Origin of the sequence: Paenibacillus sp. FSL R7-0026, assembly GCF_038004485.1 — a bacterium.
GTDB classification, from domain to species: Bacteria; Bacillota; Bacilli; order Paenibacillales; family Paenibacillaceae; genus Paenibacillus; species Paenibacillus xylanexedens_A.
Map to the genome: position 1 here is coordinate 3,053,836 of NZ_JBBORG010000001.1, position 17,225 is coordinate 3,071,060.

The 17,225-nt window shown below is 43.0% G+C and carries 16 protein-coding genes and 1 pseudogene; 12 read left to right on the forward strand and 5 right to left on the reverse strand.

Annotated elements, in window-relative coordinates; translation table 11 throughout:
* Positions 1–52: 52 nt before the first annotated feature.
* Complete coding sequence (locus MKY44_RS13750; protein ID WP_341007501.1) at positions 53–1,459, forward strand: family 4 glycosyl hydrolase; 1,407 nt, start codon at positions 53–55, stop codon at positions 1,457–1,459.
* A gap of 88 nt (positions 1,460–1,547) precedes the next feature.
* Here the strand turns inward: MKY44_RS13750 and MKY44_RS13755 are convergent, their stop codons facing one another.
* Positions 1,548–2,435, reverse strand: a complete 888-nt coding sequence (locus MKY44_RS13755; RefSeq protein WP_341007502.1) for a LysR family transcriptional regulator — start codon at positions 2,433–2,435, stop codon at positions 1,548–1,550.
* A 152-nt stretch (positions 2,436–2,587) separates the two neighbouring features.
* Between MKY44_RS13755 and MKY44_RS13760 the strand changes: the two genes are divergently transcribed.
* From MKY44_RS13760 to MKY44_RS13770, 3 genes are all read left to right on the forward strand, one after another.
* Positions 2,588–3,334, forward strand: coding sequence for an acetoacetate decarboxylase (locus MKY44_RS13760; RefSeq protein WP_341009850.1), 747 nt, complete (start codon positions 2,588–2,590; stop codon positions 3,332–3,334).
* 14 nt (positions 3,335–3,348) lie between these two features.
* A complete protein-coding gene (locus MKY44_RS13765; protein ID WP_341007503.1) occupies positions 3,349–4,380 on the forward strand; it encodes a ketopantoate reductase family protein in 1,032 nt (343 codons plus the stop codon).
* Positions 4,381–4,574: 194 nt separating this feature from the next.
* Complete coding sequence (locus MKY44_RS13770) at positions 4,575–5,225, forward strand: hypothetical protein (RefSeq protein ID WP_341007504.1); 651 nt, start codon at positions 4,575–4,577, stop codon at positions 5,223–5,225.
* Between the two features lie 42 nt (positions 5,226–5,267).
* On the opposite strand, the gene MKY44_RS13775 is transcribed toward MKY44_RS13770, so the two are convergent.
* Positions 5,268–6,986, reverse strand: a complete 1,719-nt coding sequence (locus MKY44_RS13775) for an AraC family transcriptional regulator (protein ID WP_341007505.1) — start codon at positions 6,984–6,986, stop codon at positions 5,268–5,270.
* Positions 6,987–7,160: 174 nt separating this feature from the next.
* On the reverse strand, positions 7,161–8,114 hold the full coding sequence (locus MKY44_RS13780) for an ABC transporter substrate-binding protein (protein ID WP_341007507.1): 954 nt from the start codon (positions 8,112–8,114) through the stop codon (positions 7,161–7,163).
* Between the two features lie 498 nt (positions 8,115–8,612).
* Here MKY44_RS13780 and codB point away from each other — a divergent pair, with 498 nt between their 5' ends.
* Both codB and MKY44_RS13790 read left to right on the forward strand, forming a co-directional pair.
* Positions 8,613–9,890, forward strand: a complete 1,278-nt coding sequence (gene codB / locus MKY44_RS13785; protein ID WP_341007508.1) for a cytosine permease — start codon at positions 8,613–8,615, stop codon at positions 9,888–9,890.
* The gene (locus tag MKY44_RS13790; protein ID WP_341007509.1) at positions 9,859–11,127 is read left to right on the forward strand and encodes a cytosine deaminase; all 1,269 of its coding nucleotides are present in this window, start codon (positions 9,859–9,861) and stop codon (positions 11,125–11,127) included. The genes codB and MKY44_RS13790 overlap by 32 nt, the downstream gene beginning before the upstream one ends.
* Positions 11,128–11,267: 140 nt before the next feature.
* Here MKY44_RS13790 and MKY44_RS13795 read toward each other — a convergent pair whose 3' ends face one another.
* On the reverse strand, positions 11,268–12,392 hold the full coding sequence (locus MKY44_RS13795) for a GerAB/ArcD/ProY family transporter (protein WP_341007510.1): 1,125 nt from the start codon (positions 12,390–12,392) through the stop codon (positions 11,268–11,270).
* Positions 12,393–12,523: 131 nt separating this feature from the next.
* On the opposite strand from MKY44_RS13795, the gene MKY44_RS13800 reads away from it, so the two are divergent.
* Positions 12,524–13,486, forward strand: a complete 963-nt coding sequence (locus tag MKY44_RS13800) for a helix-turn-helix transcriptional regulator (RefSeq protein ID WP_341007511.1) — start codon at positions 12,524–12,526, stop codon at positions 13,484–13,486.
* A gap of 85 nt (positions 13,487–13,571) precedes the next feature.
* A pseudogene (locus MKY44_RS13805) lies at positions 13,572–13,766 on the forward strand (VOC family protein); the annotation flags it as partial.
* A 19-nt stretch (positions 13,767–13,785) separates the two neighbouring features.
* Here MKY44_RS13805 and MKY44_RS31515 read toward each other — a convergent pair.
* Positions 13,786–13,935: an oxidoreductase gene (locus tag MKY44_RS31515; protein ID WP_445670687.1), complete on the reverse strand. Its 150-nt coding sequence runs from the start codon at positions 13,933–13,935 to the stop codon at positions 13,786–13,788.
* Positions 13,936–14,085: 150 nt separating this feature from the next.
* Between MKY44_RS31515 and MKY44_RS13810 the strand changes: the two genes are divergently transcribed.
* The 4 genes from MKY44_RS13810 to MKY44_RS13825 all read left to right on the forward strand — a co-directional run bounded on the left by MKY44_RS13810 (position 14,086) and on the right by MKY44_RS13825 (position 16,856).
* Positions 14,086–14,442 carry a DoxX family protein gene (locus MKY44_RS13810; protein ID WP_341007512.1) on the forward strand — a complete coding sequence of 119 codons (357 nt, stop codon included), beginning with the start codon at positions 14,086–14,088 and terminating at the stop codon, positions 14,440–14,442.
* A 29-nt stretch (positions 14,443–14,471) separates the two neighbouring features.
* The gene (locus tag MKY44_RS13815) at positions 14,472–15,239 is read left to right on the forward strand and encodes a pirin family protein (RefSeq protein ID WP_341007513.1); all 768 of its coding nucleotides are present in this window, start codon (positions 14,472–14,474) and stop codon (positions 15,237–15,239) included.
* A gap of 43 nt (positions 15,240–15,282) precedes the next feature.
* A complete protein-coding gene (locus MKY44_RS13820) occupies positions 15,283–15,735 on the forward strand; it encodes a MarR family winged helix-turn-helix transcriptional regulator (RefSeq protein WP_076328947.1) in 453 nt (150 codons plus the stop codon).
* A 65-nt stretch (positions 15,736–15,800) separates the two neighbouring features.
* Positions 15,801–16,856 (forward strand): LLM class flavin-dependent oxidoreductase, encoded by a 1,056-nt coding sequence (locus MKY44_RS13825; RefSeq protein WP_341007514.1) that lies wholly within the window; start codon positions 15,801–15,803, stop codon positions 16,854–16,856.
* Positions 16,857–17,225 lie beyond the last annotated feature (369 nt).

Sequence of the window (17,225 nt, forward strand, 5' to 3'; positions counted from 1 at the left end):
TCCAGCCCACTCCCCTATAATGAACTTATATCGTTACGAGGAGGGGTTATTGATGAATGCTACAAGTACACAGCATCCAAAGGTAGTTGTTATTGGGGCGGGCAGCCTGTTTTTCGGTCGTCAGTCCATCTGGCAGATGGTTCACTCCCCATACTTGAATCAGGGAACGCTGGCTTTGGTGGATACGGACGAGGAACGACTTTCAAAAATGGTAACACTGGCGGAAAGGGTCGCTCGGGAGAATAACGTATCCTTAAAGATTGAAGGCTCGGTGGACCGAAGACAGGTGCTTCCGGGAGCAGACTTCGTTGTACTCAGCTTTGCGGAGCAATCGGTGAAGTATCGAGGCATCGACTGCCAGGTTTCTCTAAAGTATGGAATTCGTATGTGTTCTGGCGATACGATTGGCCCGGGCGGAATCTTTCGTGCGATGCGGGAACTGCCGGTTATCATGGAGTGTGCCAAAGACATCGAGGAGCTGTGTCCAAATGCGTGGGTGATCAATTATATTAACCCGTCTACCGTTCACGGCATCGCTTTACATCGTTATGCACCCAATCTCAAATCATTTGCGCTGTGCGATAGTCATCATATGCCGCATAAAAAAGCCTATTACGCTGTAAGAGCCGGAATCATAGGAAACAATAGCCAGTTCACTGAGGAGATCAATCAGAAATTCGATTTTCGTATCGCGGGTGTCAATCATTTCACTTGGCTGCTCAAAGCCGAGTATGAAGGAAAAAATGTGATGCCCACAATTGCAGAAGCCATGCGCAAGCTGGCAGGTGATGAGAATAACGGCGGTGATCGCGGCGCAAAAGCTCTTTTTAACGATGCGATTACCTATGAACTGTATGATATTTTCGGAATCATTCCTACTTGTACGGCGCATACAAAGGAATACGTTCGGTATTGGCAAGGTCTTGGAAAAACTGCAGATACCATTCCTCCATTATCGATCTGGGAGACAGAGGACAGATATGAGCGTCATGACGAAATGTGGCGTCAGGTGGATGACTTTCTTGCAGGGAACATCCCGATTGCCGATTATATGAGCACCTTCGGACCAGATCATGCGACTGATATCATCGAGAATATGGTGGCGAACTTGGGCAAAAAGTTCTTCATCAATACGCTCAATCAAGGCGCGGTAACCAATATGAATGCGGATTCGTTCCTGGAACTACTGTGCGATGTAGATATGGATGGAGTGAAGCCACTCCATGTAGGCGAGATGCCACGTGGAATCAGAGGGATGCAAGAACTTGTACTTGATACGCATGAGCTTACGGTTGAAGCTGTGCTGGAACAGAGCTATGAGAAACTGAGAAGGGCGATGCTCACTGATCCGCTCGTGAATTCCATCAGTGACGCAGACAAGATCATCCATGAATTGTTGGAACTGGAGCGCAAGATGATTCCGGACGTTTGGTACAAGGATAGACTGCAGTATAGCTAAGAGTAGATAACGATCAAAGACCACGTCGGTTCCTTCCAAGGGACTAACGTGGTCTTTGTTTTTATCGTTTGTCATGTATCAAGAAATCCTACTCCACTTTAAACAATCCAGCATGGTCTTCATAGTACGAAGTAATAAAATCACGAAATTCTCTTACAGCAGGAGATAACCATTTTTGTTTGACCCAGGAGAGGCTAATTGGATATATAGCGGAATCATCAGCAATTTTTACATAACGTAATCCTAGTGTTCTACATACGGAGATCGGAAGCAATGCAACACCCTGGTTAAGTCTAATAATTTCGAGCAGGGTATGAGAATCGACCTCAAATGCATGATTGGGGATGAAGCCTGATTTTTCACAGAGCATGGTGGTAAACCGGCTGTACTCCTTATTATCGGCAAGGGAAATAAAGGGCTCATTTGCAACAACATTTAATGAAATTCTTGTCTCTCCGCCGTATGCATGATTCGTGGGCACAACTAGAACAATGTCCTCATCTACAAGTACAACACTCTCAATCTCCTCATCCTGAATCGGATGCCCGGTAATGCCCAGATGCATGTCACCTTTCTTCAAACCTGTAATAATTTCACTGCGGGTCCCAATACCCTGATGAAGCTTGGTTTCGGGGGAACCGTTGATATAGTCACTAATGAGACCTGTGAGGAACCGAGTATTCGTAATTGAGATCCTGATTGTATTGGATATTTGCTGTTCCTCCGCTTTAATCTCCATCTCTGCATTTTCAATTTCAATAAAAATCCGGTTTACGTGCTTGAGCAAAATCTCACCTGAGGAATTCAATTGAATGTTTCTTCCTCTCCTATGAAATAGGGGAGTACCCAGTTCATCCTCAAGTCTTTTGATCGTCAAGCTTAGGGAAGGTTGAGCAATATTCAATTGTGCAGCTGCCTTAGAGATATGTTCAGTATAGGCAACGGTCTGAAAATATTTGAGCTGAAGCAATTCCATACACATGCACTCCTTATTTATTTTGATAAATATATATAGTGCTTATTATGTATTATATTAAATTTAAATATTGATGTAGAATTTTTTTATGAGATACAGATCAAATTTTTATATAACAAAACTTAACTAAATTTATGAGGTAGGTGTCTTTGATGAAAATCGATGTGAATAACATAGCCAAAAATCTAAATACACCCCTAACGGCTCCGGCATACCCGATGCCACCGTACAAATTCGTGAATCGTGAATACTTGAATATTATTTATCGAACCGATGAAAAAGCGTTGCGGGCAGCCGTACCAGAGCCTCTGGAAATTACGGAACCTTTGGTAAAATTCGAAGTGATGTGGATGCCGGATGTTTCTGGACTGGGTGCTTATACAGAAGCTGGACAAGTTATCCCTGTGCAATTCAATGGGCAGGAAGGCGATTATGTGCATTCAATGTACGTAGACAATTTTCCCGCGATTGCAAGTGGTCGAGAGCTCACCGCCTATCCGAAAAAGCTGGGTGCGCCCAAGTTGTATACCGATTCAGATACACTAGTTGGCACACTAGATTATGGAACGCTGCGTGTAGCTACGGCAACGATGGGCTATAAACATGTGGAGATGGATAAAGAGTTAGCCAAACGTGAAATTTGCCGACCTAATTTTATGATTAAGATGGCTACCGACTATACCGGGAATTTAAGAATATGTGATCTGATCCGTACTCAAATTACGGACATCGAAGTGAAGGAAGCTTGGACAGGACCTGCCCGGCTTCAATTGTTCGAACATGCGTTGGCACCTCTTGCAGATCTGCCTGTGTTGGAAGTGGTGTCCGCTTCTCATATCCTTACCAACCTAACCTTAAACGCTGCACAACCTGTATATAACTACCTGGAAGAGAAATAAGGAGGAAAAATAAAATGAGAATTGCAATTGTAGGAGCAGGATCTTTGGGAACCATCGTAGGTGCATACCTTGCGGATGGTGGACTGGACGTTGAGTTAATTGATGCATATCAAGAACATGTAGATGCTTTAAATCAAACGGGTGCTAAAGTGACGGGTACCACAGAGTTTCAGGCAAAAGTAAAAGCCATTACTCCTGATCAGAAATCAGGACAATATGACCTCGTGTTACTTTTAACCAAACAACTCTACAACGATTCCATCCTTCAGGAACTACTTCCATTCTTGAAAGAAGACAGTATGGTGTGTTCCTTGCAGAACGGGATTCCGGAAGAAAAAGTGGCGTCCATCGTGGGTGAAAAACGTGTCATTGCAGGCTCCGTTGAATTTGGCGCTACGTTCATTGAACCAGGTGTATCAAGTCTGACTACCGAGTACACTCAATTTAAGCAGTATGCTTTTCAGATTGGCGAATTAAATGGTGAAATCACCGAACGAATTCAACGTGTGAAGTCGGTGTTGGATCTTGTGGGTGGAACTCATATTTCCGATAACCTGGTTGGAACAAAGTGGTCCAAATTGCTGATCAACAATGCATTTAGTGGTTTGTCCGCTGCATTGAATGGTGAATATGGGGACATTATCGATCACGAAGCCGGCATTGTGAGTGCAGCTCATATTGCGGACGAGACGATTAAAGTTGCTCGCGCCAATGGGGTTACCTTGGTTAAAATGAATGGATTCGACATCGCTTCACTCGAAATGAACAGCAAAGAAGATATCCCTGAACGGGTGAAAACATTACGTTACGTGATGGAGCCCTCCAGACTGCTCAAAGCAAGTATGCTTCAAGATCTGGAAAAGAACCGCAAAACGGAAATTGATTATATTAATGGCGTTGTTTCAAGCAGAGCAGAAGGTACCGGAATTGCGACACCTTATAATGATTTAGTTGTAAAAGTGGTCAAATCTGCTGAAGAAACTCAAACCGTTCCTGATTTTGACACGAACATAAAAGCTTTTGAAGAACTATTAAGTGTTCAATAATAAATATAATTATTTCAACTGAAAGTCGCTAATATAGCGGCTTTTTTGTTGTATCCGAAAATCTAATCAGGCTTGATTTTGCGGCAGATAGAATATTCTTCGTGATTTTTGTTTCCTAATATTATACAAAAAGGGGAATTAAATTTGATATAATATAGACTTGCTGGTTATTTTTCTATTAGAAGGAGATACATATGAGGAAATCTTGGTGGGAATTCGTGATTTATTTTGTTGCTTTAATATTTTTCTTATTTATGCTAATAAACGAATATTCGCCAGTTCTAATCGTGGGGCTTGTTGTCGTTACCATTCTTATCGCATTTATTAAGCATGTTTTTTATCCTTTAGTATTTGATAAGCGTATAGATCGTTTAGACTCCTTTTTATCCAAGCAGCAAAATACACCTGGGACATACATTATTTATGTTTTTGCGAACAGACTTGATGATGAGGTAGAACTAGTTATGGAGCAAATTATGCAGAAATATAAGCGAAGAACAACACAAGCACAGTTCAAGGCAGCTTACGGATTATATCGCAAGGATATGTTTGCCATTCGGCAAGCTGTACCTCATATCAGCTTATCGGATTACCGTACATATTACGAAACCATTCTACTCTTGGAAGACGGGAAAAGTGAAGATGCGCGTGAAAGACTTCAATCCATTAAAAAACAGTGGATGCGATCAACATTGCTCGCGGGTATTGAAATCAAAGCAGAAAACCGCGATACCGCTATTCAGCACGCGCATGAAGCACTTAACTCTTCCAGAGGTGTTAATCGTTATGTTTTATATAAGGAATACGAAAGAGTATTACCAGAGGTTGTTGGACACATATCGTAAGATGGTGAAAATGGTTTGAAAAAATAAACCGTGCTTCACGGTTTATTTTTTTTCATTTACTAGCAGAGGTGTGAGTCCATCCTTAGCAAAAATAGAGGGTAGAATCGTCAATAACCTCTCACGGGTAAGGGGATCATCGTAGTTCCAGCCAGCTTCAACTATATGTACTTTACTGGGTGCCAACATGCTAACCAAACTTTGGAGCGGAGAAGGTATATTTACATTCATCTCCTCCTGAGGTACCATCACGAAGTTTCGGTCTCCACCGTATTGTGTGATTTGATTGTAATCGATTTGTATCCAAGGTCTGCCATTAATGATCAGTTGATTTACGGATTCGGAGGGTCGAAAGCCAAGTGATTCATACACGGTAGCGGCAAAGCCCGTCTGTCCCATAACATATATGTTCTTGCCCAGCACCAGATAGACAGTTGCTCGTTCTCCTGCAATATAATCATCCGCCAATTGTCGCCGTATCCTCCTGACACTTTCCTCATAGCGGTCGATCCACTGTTCAGCCGTTCTGCTTCGACCGAAAAGATCCGCAATATAACGAAGACGCTCAAAAGTGCTGGTTGATTCGTGATAAACGATGGTAGGTGCAATGGCATCCAGTCGAGGTAACTGCTGCTCACTATAGTTGCCTAGCAGGATAAGATCAGGCTTCAGTAGGGAGACTTGTTCTGGTGCGCCTTGCAGTCCAATGTCCGGGATCTGATGCAGTTTGTTACGATATATGACTTGTGATTTCATTGTAGTTATACCCGCGCCGACTGGACGGATACCGATAGCAAGCAACTCGCCAAGGGTATTGGTGCCTGTGGCTACGATACGCAAAACCGCATCAGGAAGAGAAATCTGCCTGCCGAGGGAATCGGTTATCGTTCTTTGCCTGGTACGTCTTTGTATATTCGCGTATTCCCGTGGAGGGTGTCCTGTGAGCTGATGAAAACGCCGACTGAAATAATACTCACCCTTAAAACCGACTTGTCTGGATATTTCACGCAAGGTATCGGTAGAACTGGACAGTAGCTTTTTAGCATGCTTGACTCTAAGCTCTGCCAGGTAATCCGTTGGTTTCTTGCCAGTCATCACCTTAAACAATTTGCTATATTGCCATCGAACCATGCCGGCCATTTCCGCCAAAAGCTCTACGGTAAGATCTTCGTTGTAGTGCTGCTCCATATAGCTGACTGTACGCTGTACCGCTTGATCATTTTGCACTGGCGGAGCAGCGCTTTCTAGCTGAGCCATCAGGCTAAGTATCAGTTGCAGCCAGGCCTGAGTAACTGCTGATTTTGAATGATGCGTAGGCGTAAATTTCTTCTCCTGCAACCGATTTTGCTTGTTGGATTGCAAAGGCAGCGGAGAAATCCAGTCTTCACTTGCCAACGCAAGTTTTATAGTAGAAAGAGACAACCTGTAAGGAAAGCCCAGAATAAGAGGAGGGCAAGCCGGAAGCAGAGTCAACTGATCCACTTGAAAAGCAAGAAAGGTCAACCGGGCTACATGCGCTTGCTCTTTTATCGATTGGAGAATGTAGGATTGCTGAGTAGGGAGCAGAATACAACTGCCTTGGCTCAGATCTTGGGGAATATTGTTCGTTAACAGCCGAATTCCATGATCCAAAGCAATAAGCAGTGTGTATTCATTGGCAGCCTTGCTCTTGGTTGATGGATTATGATGATTGGTTTCCTGCAGTGGTGTGAGCTGAAGCAGATCATGCTGCTGCAGTTGGATGTATAGGGAAGCCATTTGCATTCTGGAGCACTCCGATCTAGTGATAATAATTCTCAATTACTAGTTTACCACATTTTACACGTTAGAGAATGTTTCGTTGCAGACCCTATTACACGCAGTACAAATTTACAAAATCAAAAAATCCTCCATAGCCCAAAGGGTTTGGAGGATTTTGACGCCATCATCAATGCGCTATTATTGATTCATCCATTTCGGTAATTCATCAAGCAATTGCTCCAGTGCCAGCAGGTTGTCGGTATTCCATTCGGCTGAAGCTGTATAGACGTGTCCTTGCTGAACGGCAGGCAACGTTTTCCACAAGGTGCTCTGTAACAAGCGTTCAGATTCAGCTCGGCTTTCGTCATTATCGAGCGTTAGGACAAAGAGATGATCACCTGCATAGTCCGGCATTAGTTCTTCCGAAAGTTGGATAAATGTTTGGTCCTTGTCGATAATGTTTTGCTGAATTGCTGGTGGAATTGAAAATCCGTGCTCTTGATACAAGACTACACCCAAGGAGCGATTACCCATCACATAGAGCTGTTTACCCAACTGCAAGAAGATGGTCGCTGTCTCGCCCTCTGCCACATTCAGCTTGTCCCACATCGCTTCCGCTTTTGTATCAAATCTGCTGATCCATTGCTCTGCCTCATCCTGTTTGCCAAAAATGTTGCCAAGCTCACGTACGCGTTCAGTAAATGGTAACGCCGAGTTGAACGGAATGGTAGGCGCAATCTTCGAAAAAGCAGCGTTCCGGTCAGCATCTTGGTTATAACCATTCAAAATCAAGTCAGGCTGCAAGGCCGTAATTGCCTCCAAATCACCAGGGTTCCCGACATCCTCAATACCTTCCAATCGGTCTACAATGTAGCTTTCGGAAGCATGAATCAGATTGGCTCCAACGACAGGGATATCCATTGCCAGAAGATCTCCAAGTGTTGAACCCAGATAGATCACTCGTTGTGGTTGAGTGGGTATTTCAATCACTTCGTCTGTTTGGGTTGTATAGCTTTTTGTCGTTTGCTCATTGGTCTTCACAGGTTCTTGTGAAGGGGCGCTTTCCGAACGGCTACATGCTGCAAGGACGGATAGAAGAAGAAAGCATGCTCCCCATATGAATAGGTGTTTCTTAATTGTACTGTTCATCATTGTTTCCCCCTGAATTCTCTTTTTCTCATTGATAACCATTATCAATTACAATGTAATTATAGGTGTCATTTCCGGGGCTTACAATGAAAAAAACGCAGTGAATTTATTTGTACAAATGTCAATGCGTGCATCTATTTGTTCGTTGCATTGTTTTCGACCCGCAGGTGCGCTGTCATCGGAGTATGCGTGATCAAAAACAACTTGCTATATAAGGAATTAATAACCGTTGGATAATAATGACATTGACAACTTCAGGTTTTTCCAAAATAATAGAATGTAATTGAATACTGGTACCTTTAATTCAGTCCAGAGAGGCTGGCAAGGGCAGCGGATTTCATAATCACGCGAGAATCAGGGCATATTCCGTAATAGGATGCTCTGTGTCTTCGCGCGGATTATGATGCAAAAAGAGGCTACTTGTCAGTGTATAACTTGACGAGTAGCCTCTCTTTTCTGCTTTTTTTGGTATCAGATACACTTTATGTTGGGGGTATTCTGATGAGCAAACAAGATCAAGAGTTTTCATGGCAAGCCGTGCCGAAAACGCAAAGAAACCACTTTTGGAAGACGTTATCCGTCATGCTCGGTTTCACATTTTTCTCAGCAAGTATGCTGGCAGGAGGGACGTTGGGCGTAAGCTTGACGTTCATGGAGTTCATTGGCATCGTACTTGCAGGCAATCTGGTGCTCGGTATCTACACAGGGGCACTGGCACATATCGCCGCCAAAACGGGCCTGTCCACACATTTGCTGGCTAAATATGCGTTCGGCGCAAAAGGGTCGTATCTGCCTTCGTTCCTGTTAGGCTTCACACAAGTCGGATGGTTCGGAGTCGGGGTAGCCATGTTCGCGATTCCAGTTGCCAAAGCCATGGACTGGAACGTGTACCTGTTAATTATCGTGTTCGGACTTGCCATGACGGCATCAGCCATCTTCGGCATGAAGTCACTCGTCATTCTCGGATATATCGCGGTTCCTGCGATTGCCATTCTCGGTGGTTACTCCATGTTCGAAGGTGCAGGTTCGCTGGGTGGTCTGCAAGGGTTGCTTGATTACACGCCGACTCAGTCGCTTACCGCGGCGGCAGCATTAACGATCTGTATCGGATCATTCATAAGCGGCGGAACGCTGACACCCGATTTTGCCCGGTTTTCACGGACATCGAAACAGGCAGTTACCGCAACCGTTATTGCTTTCTTCCTGGGTAACTCACTTATGTTTCTGTTCGGTGCAGTTGGTGCGATGGCTTATAACCTGGCTGATATCTCGGAGGTCATGTTCCTGCAAGGTTTGATCATCCCGGCAATTATCGTTCTGGGCCTGAATATCTGGACGACCAACGATAATGCACTGTACGCTTCGGGCCTTGGTTTTGCGAACATCACCAAAATCTCAAAGAAATTCTTCGTCATCGTAAACGGCATTGTGGGTACCGTATTCGCCATGTGGATGTACAACAACTTCGTCAGTTTCCTGAACGTACTGGGCGCGGCGGTACCATCCATCGGGGCTATTATTATCGCAGATTACTTCATTGTAAAACGTAGAAACTATAAGCCATTTGCTGACATGTCATTCAAAAATGTAAACTGGGTAGCGATGGTGGCCTGGGCCATCGGCGTTGCATTCGCTCAACTGGCTCCTGGCGTAACACCATTGAACGCACTGCTTGGTACAGCAGTGGCCTATATCGTCTTGATGCTGATTGTTCCTGCGAAAGAATCCAAAGAAATGGGGAAAATAAATGATTATACAGAACGCAAAATTGCGGGGTAAAGAAGGACTATGGAATATCGTTGTGAAAGACGGGAAGTTCGAACGAATTACACAGTCGCTGGAAACGACTGAAAATGAGGAGATCCTGGATGTCAACGGATCGCTTGTGCTGCCACCGTTCATTGAGCCGCATATTCATCTCGATACAACGCTAACCGCAGGCGAGCCGGAGTGGAATCTAAGCGGAACGCTGTTCGAAGGCATTCAACGCTGGTCAGAGCGCAAGGCTTTCTTAACACATGAGGATGTCAAAACACGTTCCAAAACGGCACTGAAGTGGCAATTGGCACAGGGTATCCAGCATGTGCGGACCCATGTGGACGTTACCGATCCAAGCTTGATCGCCGTTAAAGCCATGCTTGAAGTAAAAGAAGAAATGGCTCCATATATGGACATCCAGCTTGTTGCTTTTCCACAGGAAGGCATTCACTCTTATCCAAACGGGGCAGAATTGCTGGAAGAGTCACTGAAAATGGGCGTTGACGTTGTCGGCGGCATTCCACATTTCGAATTCACACGGGAATATGGCGTTGATTCAATGAAAGTTGCGTTTGATCTGGCCGAAAAATACGACCGTCTGATCGACATCCATTGTGATGAGATCGATGACGAGCAATCCCGTTTTGTTGAAGTTGTTGCCAAGGAAGCTTACGAACGTGGACTGGGTTCACGAACAACGGCAAGCCACACGACAGCAATGGGGTCATACAATGACGCTTATACGTACAAATTGTTCCGTTTGCTGAAGATGGCTGATTTGAACTTTGTCTCCAATCCGCTGGTTAACATTCACCTGCAAGGACGCTTCGACACGTATCCAAAAAGAAGAGGGCTGACGCGTGTCAAAGAGTTGCAGGAAGCAGGTCTAAATGTGTGCTTTGGTCACGATGACATCTTCGATCCATGGTATCCGCTCGGTACAGGCAACATGCTGCAAGTACTGCACATGGGGATTCATGCTTCGCAGCTGCTTGGTTACGACCAGATCGTGAATTCGATCGACCTCATTACGAAAAACAGCGCAAGAACGTTACACATCGAGGATGTATACGGTATTGAAGAAGGTAAACCTGCTAACTTCATCGTACTTGAAGCAGAGAACGAATATGAGGCTGTTCGCAAACAAGCCGGCGTACTTTATTCCTACAGAGGCGGCCGTAAAATTGCGGAATCAAAGCCGCGGGACACATCCATCATTTTTGAAGGCGGTGTAGAAAAGGTTACTTTTAATAAATAATGAAGAAAATATACTCCCATTAAAGTCGCTATTTTAGCGGCTTTTTTTCTTTATTGTACTGTCTACAGAATGCATTATGCTACTGGAGAGCCAGGAGAACGAAAAGGTTCTCCTGAGCACCTATAAGAAAAACTCACTATTTAGCCTACCTTTATGGCTTCACTAGAAGCCTGCTTCCCGCCTTTTTTGCGAATGAAACTAATGATGAGCAGCAGCAGTGGTAACAAGCCAAATAAGAAAATGGACATGTTTCCGAGAAAATCACCCAAAGCTAACGTTTCCTCCAGGTTTTTAGGCAAGTAAGCAATTACATATAAGACTGGCAGCATCGCGAATTGTATGCTCGTAATATTTTTGAGACGAAACAAATCTCGGACCCCGATTGCCGCAAAATAGTGTTTAAAAGCATAGGTTGCAAAGATCTGCATCAGCCAAAACACAATGAACAATGATTCATAACGCTCAAAAAGAAATCCCTCAATTTCAAAACTCCGAACCATGTCGAACGTTGGCCACATTCGTGTTTGAATTCCTGGCAAAGATAAATTTCCTACAACGGTGACAATCGTGACCAAATATATGATCGTACAACTAAGTATGCTGTATATAGCAGCCTTATTGCTTGCTTTCACGTCCACCATGTAGGCTGTGATGATGAGTAAAACTTCATATCCAGAATAGGAGAGACACGAAGGTTTAAGACCCTTCAACACAGGCATGAATCCATCGCCCAAGAGTGGTCTTAGGTTATTAAGTTCAAACATCTTGCTGCTTAAAAGGAAAACCAGTGCTAGTAACGCGAGCGTAACGGGCAACACGATTGAAAAGACCCGGATGATGACCTTAAGACCACCCGTTAACATATAAATACCAATCCACAAACTGACCATAATGGTGACCCAAGTAGGCGTGCGCTCAAGGATGTACATACTTGTAATTTCGGCCATGACTCTAACTTCGAATGAACAAAGAACAACAAAATATACGATAATTAAAAGTCCCAATAGATAAGCAATCCACTGACCTGTGATTTCGGGTATAAATTCGAATACCGTTTTACCGGGAAATCTACGACACAAGGTTACAAGAAGGATGCTGATTGTGGTTACAATTAATCCTGATAAAATGACAGAAATCCATACATCTGGTGTCCCTACTGCTTTACTAATTGTGCGAGGGAGTGTTAGAATTCCAGCTCCGAGTATTGAATTGATAACTACAATAATTACCTCGGAGGTATTAATATTAGATGTGGATTGCTTCATTTGGCCTTCGCTCCAAACCGGAGAATATATTTCTAGGTAGTATCGCCCAACGCAGATGTTTTATGTAAAATAAGCTGTACTGATATAATGTAGAGATATCCAATAATGAATTGAAGATGAGGATGCAGGTTATGCCTAAGAACGATAATATGTTAGCCATTCTATGGATGCTGAATTCAGGCACCAAAGTAACTGCAAAACAGATGTCCGAAAAGTTAGAAATCAATATAAGGACCGTATATCGATATATTGATGCATTATGTGCCAGTGGAGTACCGATCGTTTCCGATACAGGTCACAACGGCGGGTATAGCTTGCTGAATCAGCATATCAAAGCACCTCTGTTATTTGAGATTGATGAAAAAAAGGCACTTCTCCAAGCTGCTGTGTTTGCAAAAGAAGCTGGATACCCTTTGAGTGAGGCATTGGACAATGCAACATCCAAATTGAAAATGTATACAAATCAGGATCAGGAAAACACACTTCGCCGTCATTTAGCCGGGTTTAACGTTATCAATCGCATGGGAGATCCATCCGTTCAGCCGATCTTGGCGGAATTGGAGCAAGCCGTGGCTAATGACTGCTCTGTCGAAATTGATTATCGCAGAAGCCGAGATGAACAACCCAAGAATAGAGTAATAGACCCGTATGGAATGGTTTACTGGAATAATAAATGGTATACCATTGCGTTTTGCCACTTGAGAAAAGAATTCCGCAGCTTTCGGGCAGATCGTATTCTGCGAATCAAGCTTACTCCGCTCCGTTTTAATCGTTCGGAAGCTTTTTCTGCTCGTGAATTTTTTCTGCAAAATTTGTTACCTGATGTAGGGGGGGAAGAGGGGTTAATTTCCTTGGTTATCAAAGGCCGATTCGAGGCATTGGATGACTTGGGGCTGCATTGGTTTATGGGACATTATCTGAAAGAGCGGACTTCTAATCAAGCCATCTTTTTATTTGATGAAAAATCAATTGATACATACGTCCCCTATTTTCTCCTCTCCTATGGGAAATCCATTCAAGTCATCGAACCACAGCGTGTGAAGGACAGACTTGTTGCTGTTGTATCCGAGTTAATGGAATACTATCAACTTTAACAACTTCACTGACAGTAGATGTCAGTGAAGTTGTTTTATAATGATGACAATCTCGGATTACTGAGAAGGAAGGCGGAGTAGACATATGAGTGAACAGACAAAACACAAGGCAGTATCAGGAAAATATACAAAGAAGGGTACACCTAACGGCGTTACATCGATTACCCCATTTATAACAGTGAAGGATCCTTCTGAAGCAATCCATTTCTATAAAGTTGTTTTCAATGCAAGGGTGAAGGATATCACTGAGCATCCAGATGGAAATGGTAATACGATTATTGGCACCTTCAAAAATCTCCTTAAGGAACACCGGGAGAGAGTCGAATTGCTGTACGACTTGCTCCAATTTCCTCAGCTACAGCTTTTGCTACCTCAATAGCAAATCTAGCTCGATTTTCAATCGAACCGCCATTAGAGTCGGTACGTACATTCCTACTGATTGAATTAATTTATATTAACGAAAATAAAACCTTCTTTCCTTCGGAGAGAAGGTTTTTAGTTTCGATAGAATTTTGTTGACACACATATAGCCTAATGTTAGGATACATTTATCCTAACATTAGGATTAATAATAATAGGGTAAAGAGGAGATTGAATTTATGAGTGTACTATCCATTGTTTTGCAAGTGATTTTAGGGTTAGGTTTTCTTATGTTTGGGTTTATGAAGTTTGGGTCCAAGCAGATGGTAGAAGGATTTAAGCACTATGGATATCCTGGAGCGTTTCGAGTGTTTACAGGGTTGATCGAAGTCATTGCAGCAGGTTTAGTTATTGCAGGTATTTGGAATGAGGGTTTAGCTGCATGGGGTGGTTTGCTCATCGTGGTAACGATGATCGGTGCGATCATGACCCACATTAAAATAAAGGATCAATTGAAACAAATGCTTATGCCGATCATTTTATTAATTCTAGGGTTGGTCGTATTTTTAATCAATTACGGATCTTTGTTTGTGTGAAAGGTCCGTTAAACTAAGGAGTGAGTATAATGGGAATCCAAATTATTAAACCCAAAGATCAAGCAAGTGGTCAGTTCGATGGTGGTAAAATCAAAGAACAAAAACCAATCGGTTTTCCTGGAGAAGGCTCCATCATTACTCGAGTAGGCCCCCTATTTTACTGGGCTTGGGCTCATTCTCAGGAACCAGCAGAAATCGGATTCCATCCACATCAAGGCTTCGAAATCATCACTTATGTGATCCATGGTAAGGGATATCATCGGGATACACTGGGTACGGAAAGTGTTGTACAAGAAGGAGGAGCTCAGCTCATGCAAACAGGCTCCGGTGTGCAACATGCTGAGGCGTTAAAGGAACCAACTGAAGCCTTTCAAATTTGGTTTGAACCACATCTAAGCCAAGCCGTTAAACGTACACCTATTTATTCGCAATTCGATTCTAATCAGTTTTCGTTAGTGGATATAGATGATGTCAAAATTAAAACACTCTTAGGAAACAATTCTCCTATGCAAACCGTGACTGATGCTAAAATGTGGGATGTACTTATTCCTAAGGGAACAGTATATACTCATAGCCTTTCCTTTGGTCGTACATTGGCTAGTTTAGCCATTAGAGGAGATGGAACTCTTTTGTCAGACACAATTAAAGCAACTCATTTCTCACATAAGGATTTTATTATCGTTCAATCAGAAGAAGAGGAGAAAGTAGCCATACGAGCTAATAATCAAGACCTTAGAATCTTGCTTATTGAAGTTCCGACTGAAGTTGATTATCCTTTATACAGCAAACTAAGATAACCATTACGAATTTTTTGAAGGTATCTAATAGGAGGTCCTGTACATGTTTCAAGGAGATGAACAAAGTCAGATCGATTTACGGCTTTTTCGTGTGTGGGTAAAGGCTAGTAAAACTGTTTTTGATGACGTTGTAAAAGATATAGAACGATACGGCATTAGTAATGAGAACTTTATGGTGCTGGAACTCCTCTACAATAAAGGACCACACACGGTCCAAAGTATAAGTGAGAAATTTTCGATCCCTAGCGGGAGCATCACATATGTAGTTGATAAGCTTGAAAAGAAAGAATTAGTAAAGCGAGAACCAAGTCCAACAGACCGTCGATCTTCAATTGTAGTCATTACGGATCAAGGCCAAAATGTATTTAAAGAGATCTTTCCTCAACACGTTGAGGTGATATCCAAAAATCTGTCTTCTATTACCAATGAAGAAAAAATACAGTTAACCGATCTTCTCAAGAAACTTGGACTAGGTGCCAGTAAGATCAACGAATGAATTGAGATGAAACCAACTTTTGGTTTCTAGGCCTCCATGGAACTCATATGGAAGGACAGACTAAGATGGAACAATATCGTATTCACCAAGAAAAAGGTATGGAGATCGGTCTCTATTCCATAGGAGATCATTTAAGCAATCCTCTCACAGGCCATCGCATCTCTGCACAGCAACGGATTAACGAATTAATCGAAACTGCCAAACTGGCTGAAGAAGCAAGACTTGATGTATTCGCAGTAGGGGAGAGTCATCAGCCGTTATTTGCAACCCAGGCACATACCGTGATCCTTGGAGCAATTGCTCAAGCAACCAAAACCATTAAAATCGCGAGCTCGGCAACAGTCCTGAGTACATCTGACCCGGTTCGAGTATATGAAGACTTTGCAACGTTGGATCTGATTTCAAATGGACGTGCGGAGATTGTAGCAGGACGTGGTTCACGTCTAGGTGCTTATGAATTATTAGGTTTTGATGTGAGTAACTATGAAGAATTGTTTGAAGAGAAATTGGCTTTACTGCTGAAGATTAACGAAGAAGAGCGTGTTACATGGCAAGGGGAATTCCGGGCACCACTACATCATGCCGAAATCATCCCCCAACCATTACATGGGAAAATGCCGATATGGCGTGCAGTAGGAGGACCACCGGCAAGTGCGATTAAAGCAGGTTTAGCAGGGGTACCCATGATGCTAACGACACTTGGTGGACCGTCAACAGCATTTAAAACTGCTGTAGATCGTTACCGTGAAGCTGCACGAAGTGCAGGCTTTGATCCTGCAAGATTACCCATCTCCACAACGAGTCTCATGTACGTAGCTGAAGATAGCCAAACAGCCTTACGCGAATACTACCCACATATTAATAACGCTACGGTTCAATTAAGAGGTAGTGGTTACCCTGAGCAACAATTCTTGGCTGCTACCGATTATCGAGATGCACTCATGGTGGGCTCTCCTCAACAAATTATTGAAAAAATGTTGTATCAATACGAGATGTATGGTCAACAACGCTTCTTAGCCGAGATCGATGCGGGTGGCGTCAGTATGGATCAGATTAAAAAGAACATTGAACTACTAGCAACAATCATTATGCCTGCTGTTAAGAAACATACACAAATATAATGGATAAAGTGATTGCTAACTATTTTATTGTGTGATATTATGATCCGCTAAACGTTTACATCGATAACGAATTGAATATTAGCAGTGTTTGGCTGTTACTGGTAAAGCAGGCATGACCAAAATGATTTTTCATTTTCCTTATGTGATTAGGGGAAGGCATATCGTTTTGGTCTTTTTTATATCCAAATTCAGAAATGGGGTAATGGTATGGATTATCGAAAGTTGGGAGAAGAGATTACGGAATTGGTTGGGAAAAAGGAGAATATCGCTCGGCTGTAGGATAAAAGACAGGGAACATGGACTAGACAGTACAAAAAAGAAAAGAAATAAAACCGCGACCATTTCCCGGTGTTCTTTCGGGGTACGGTC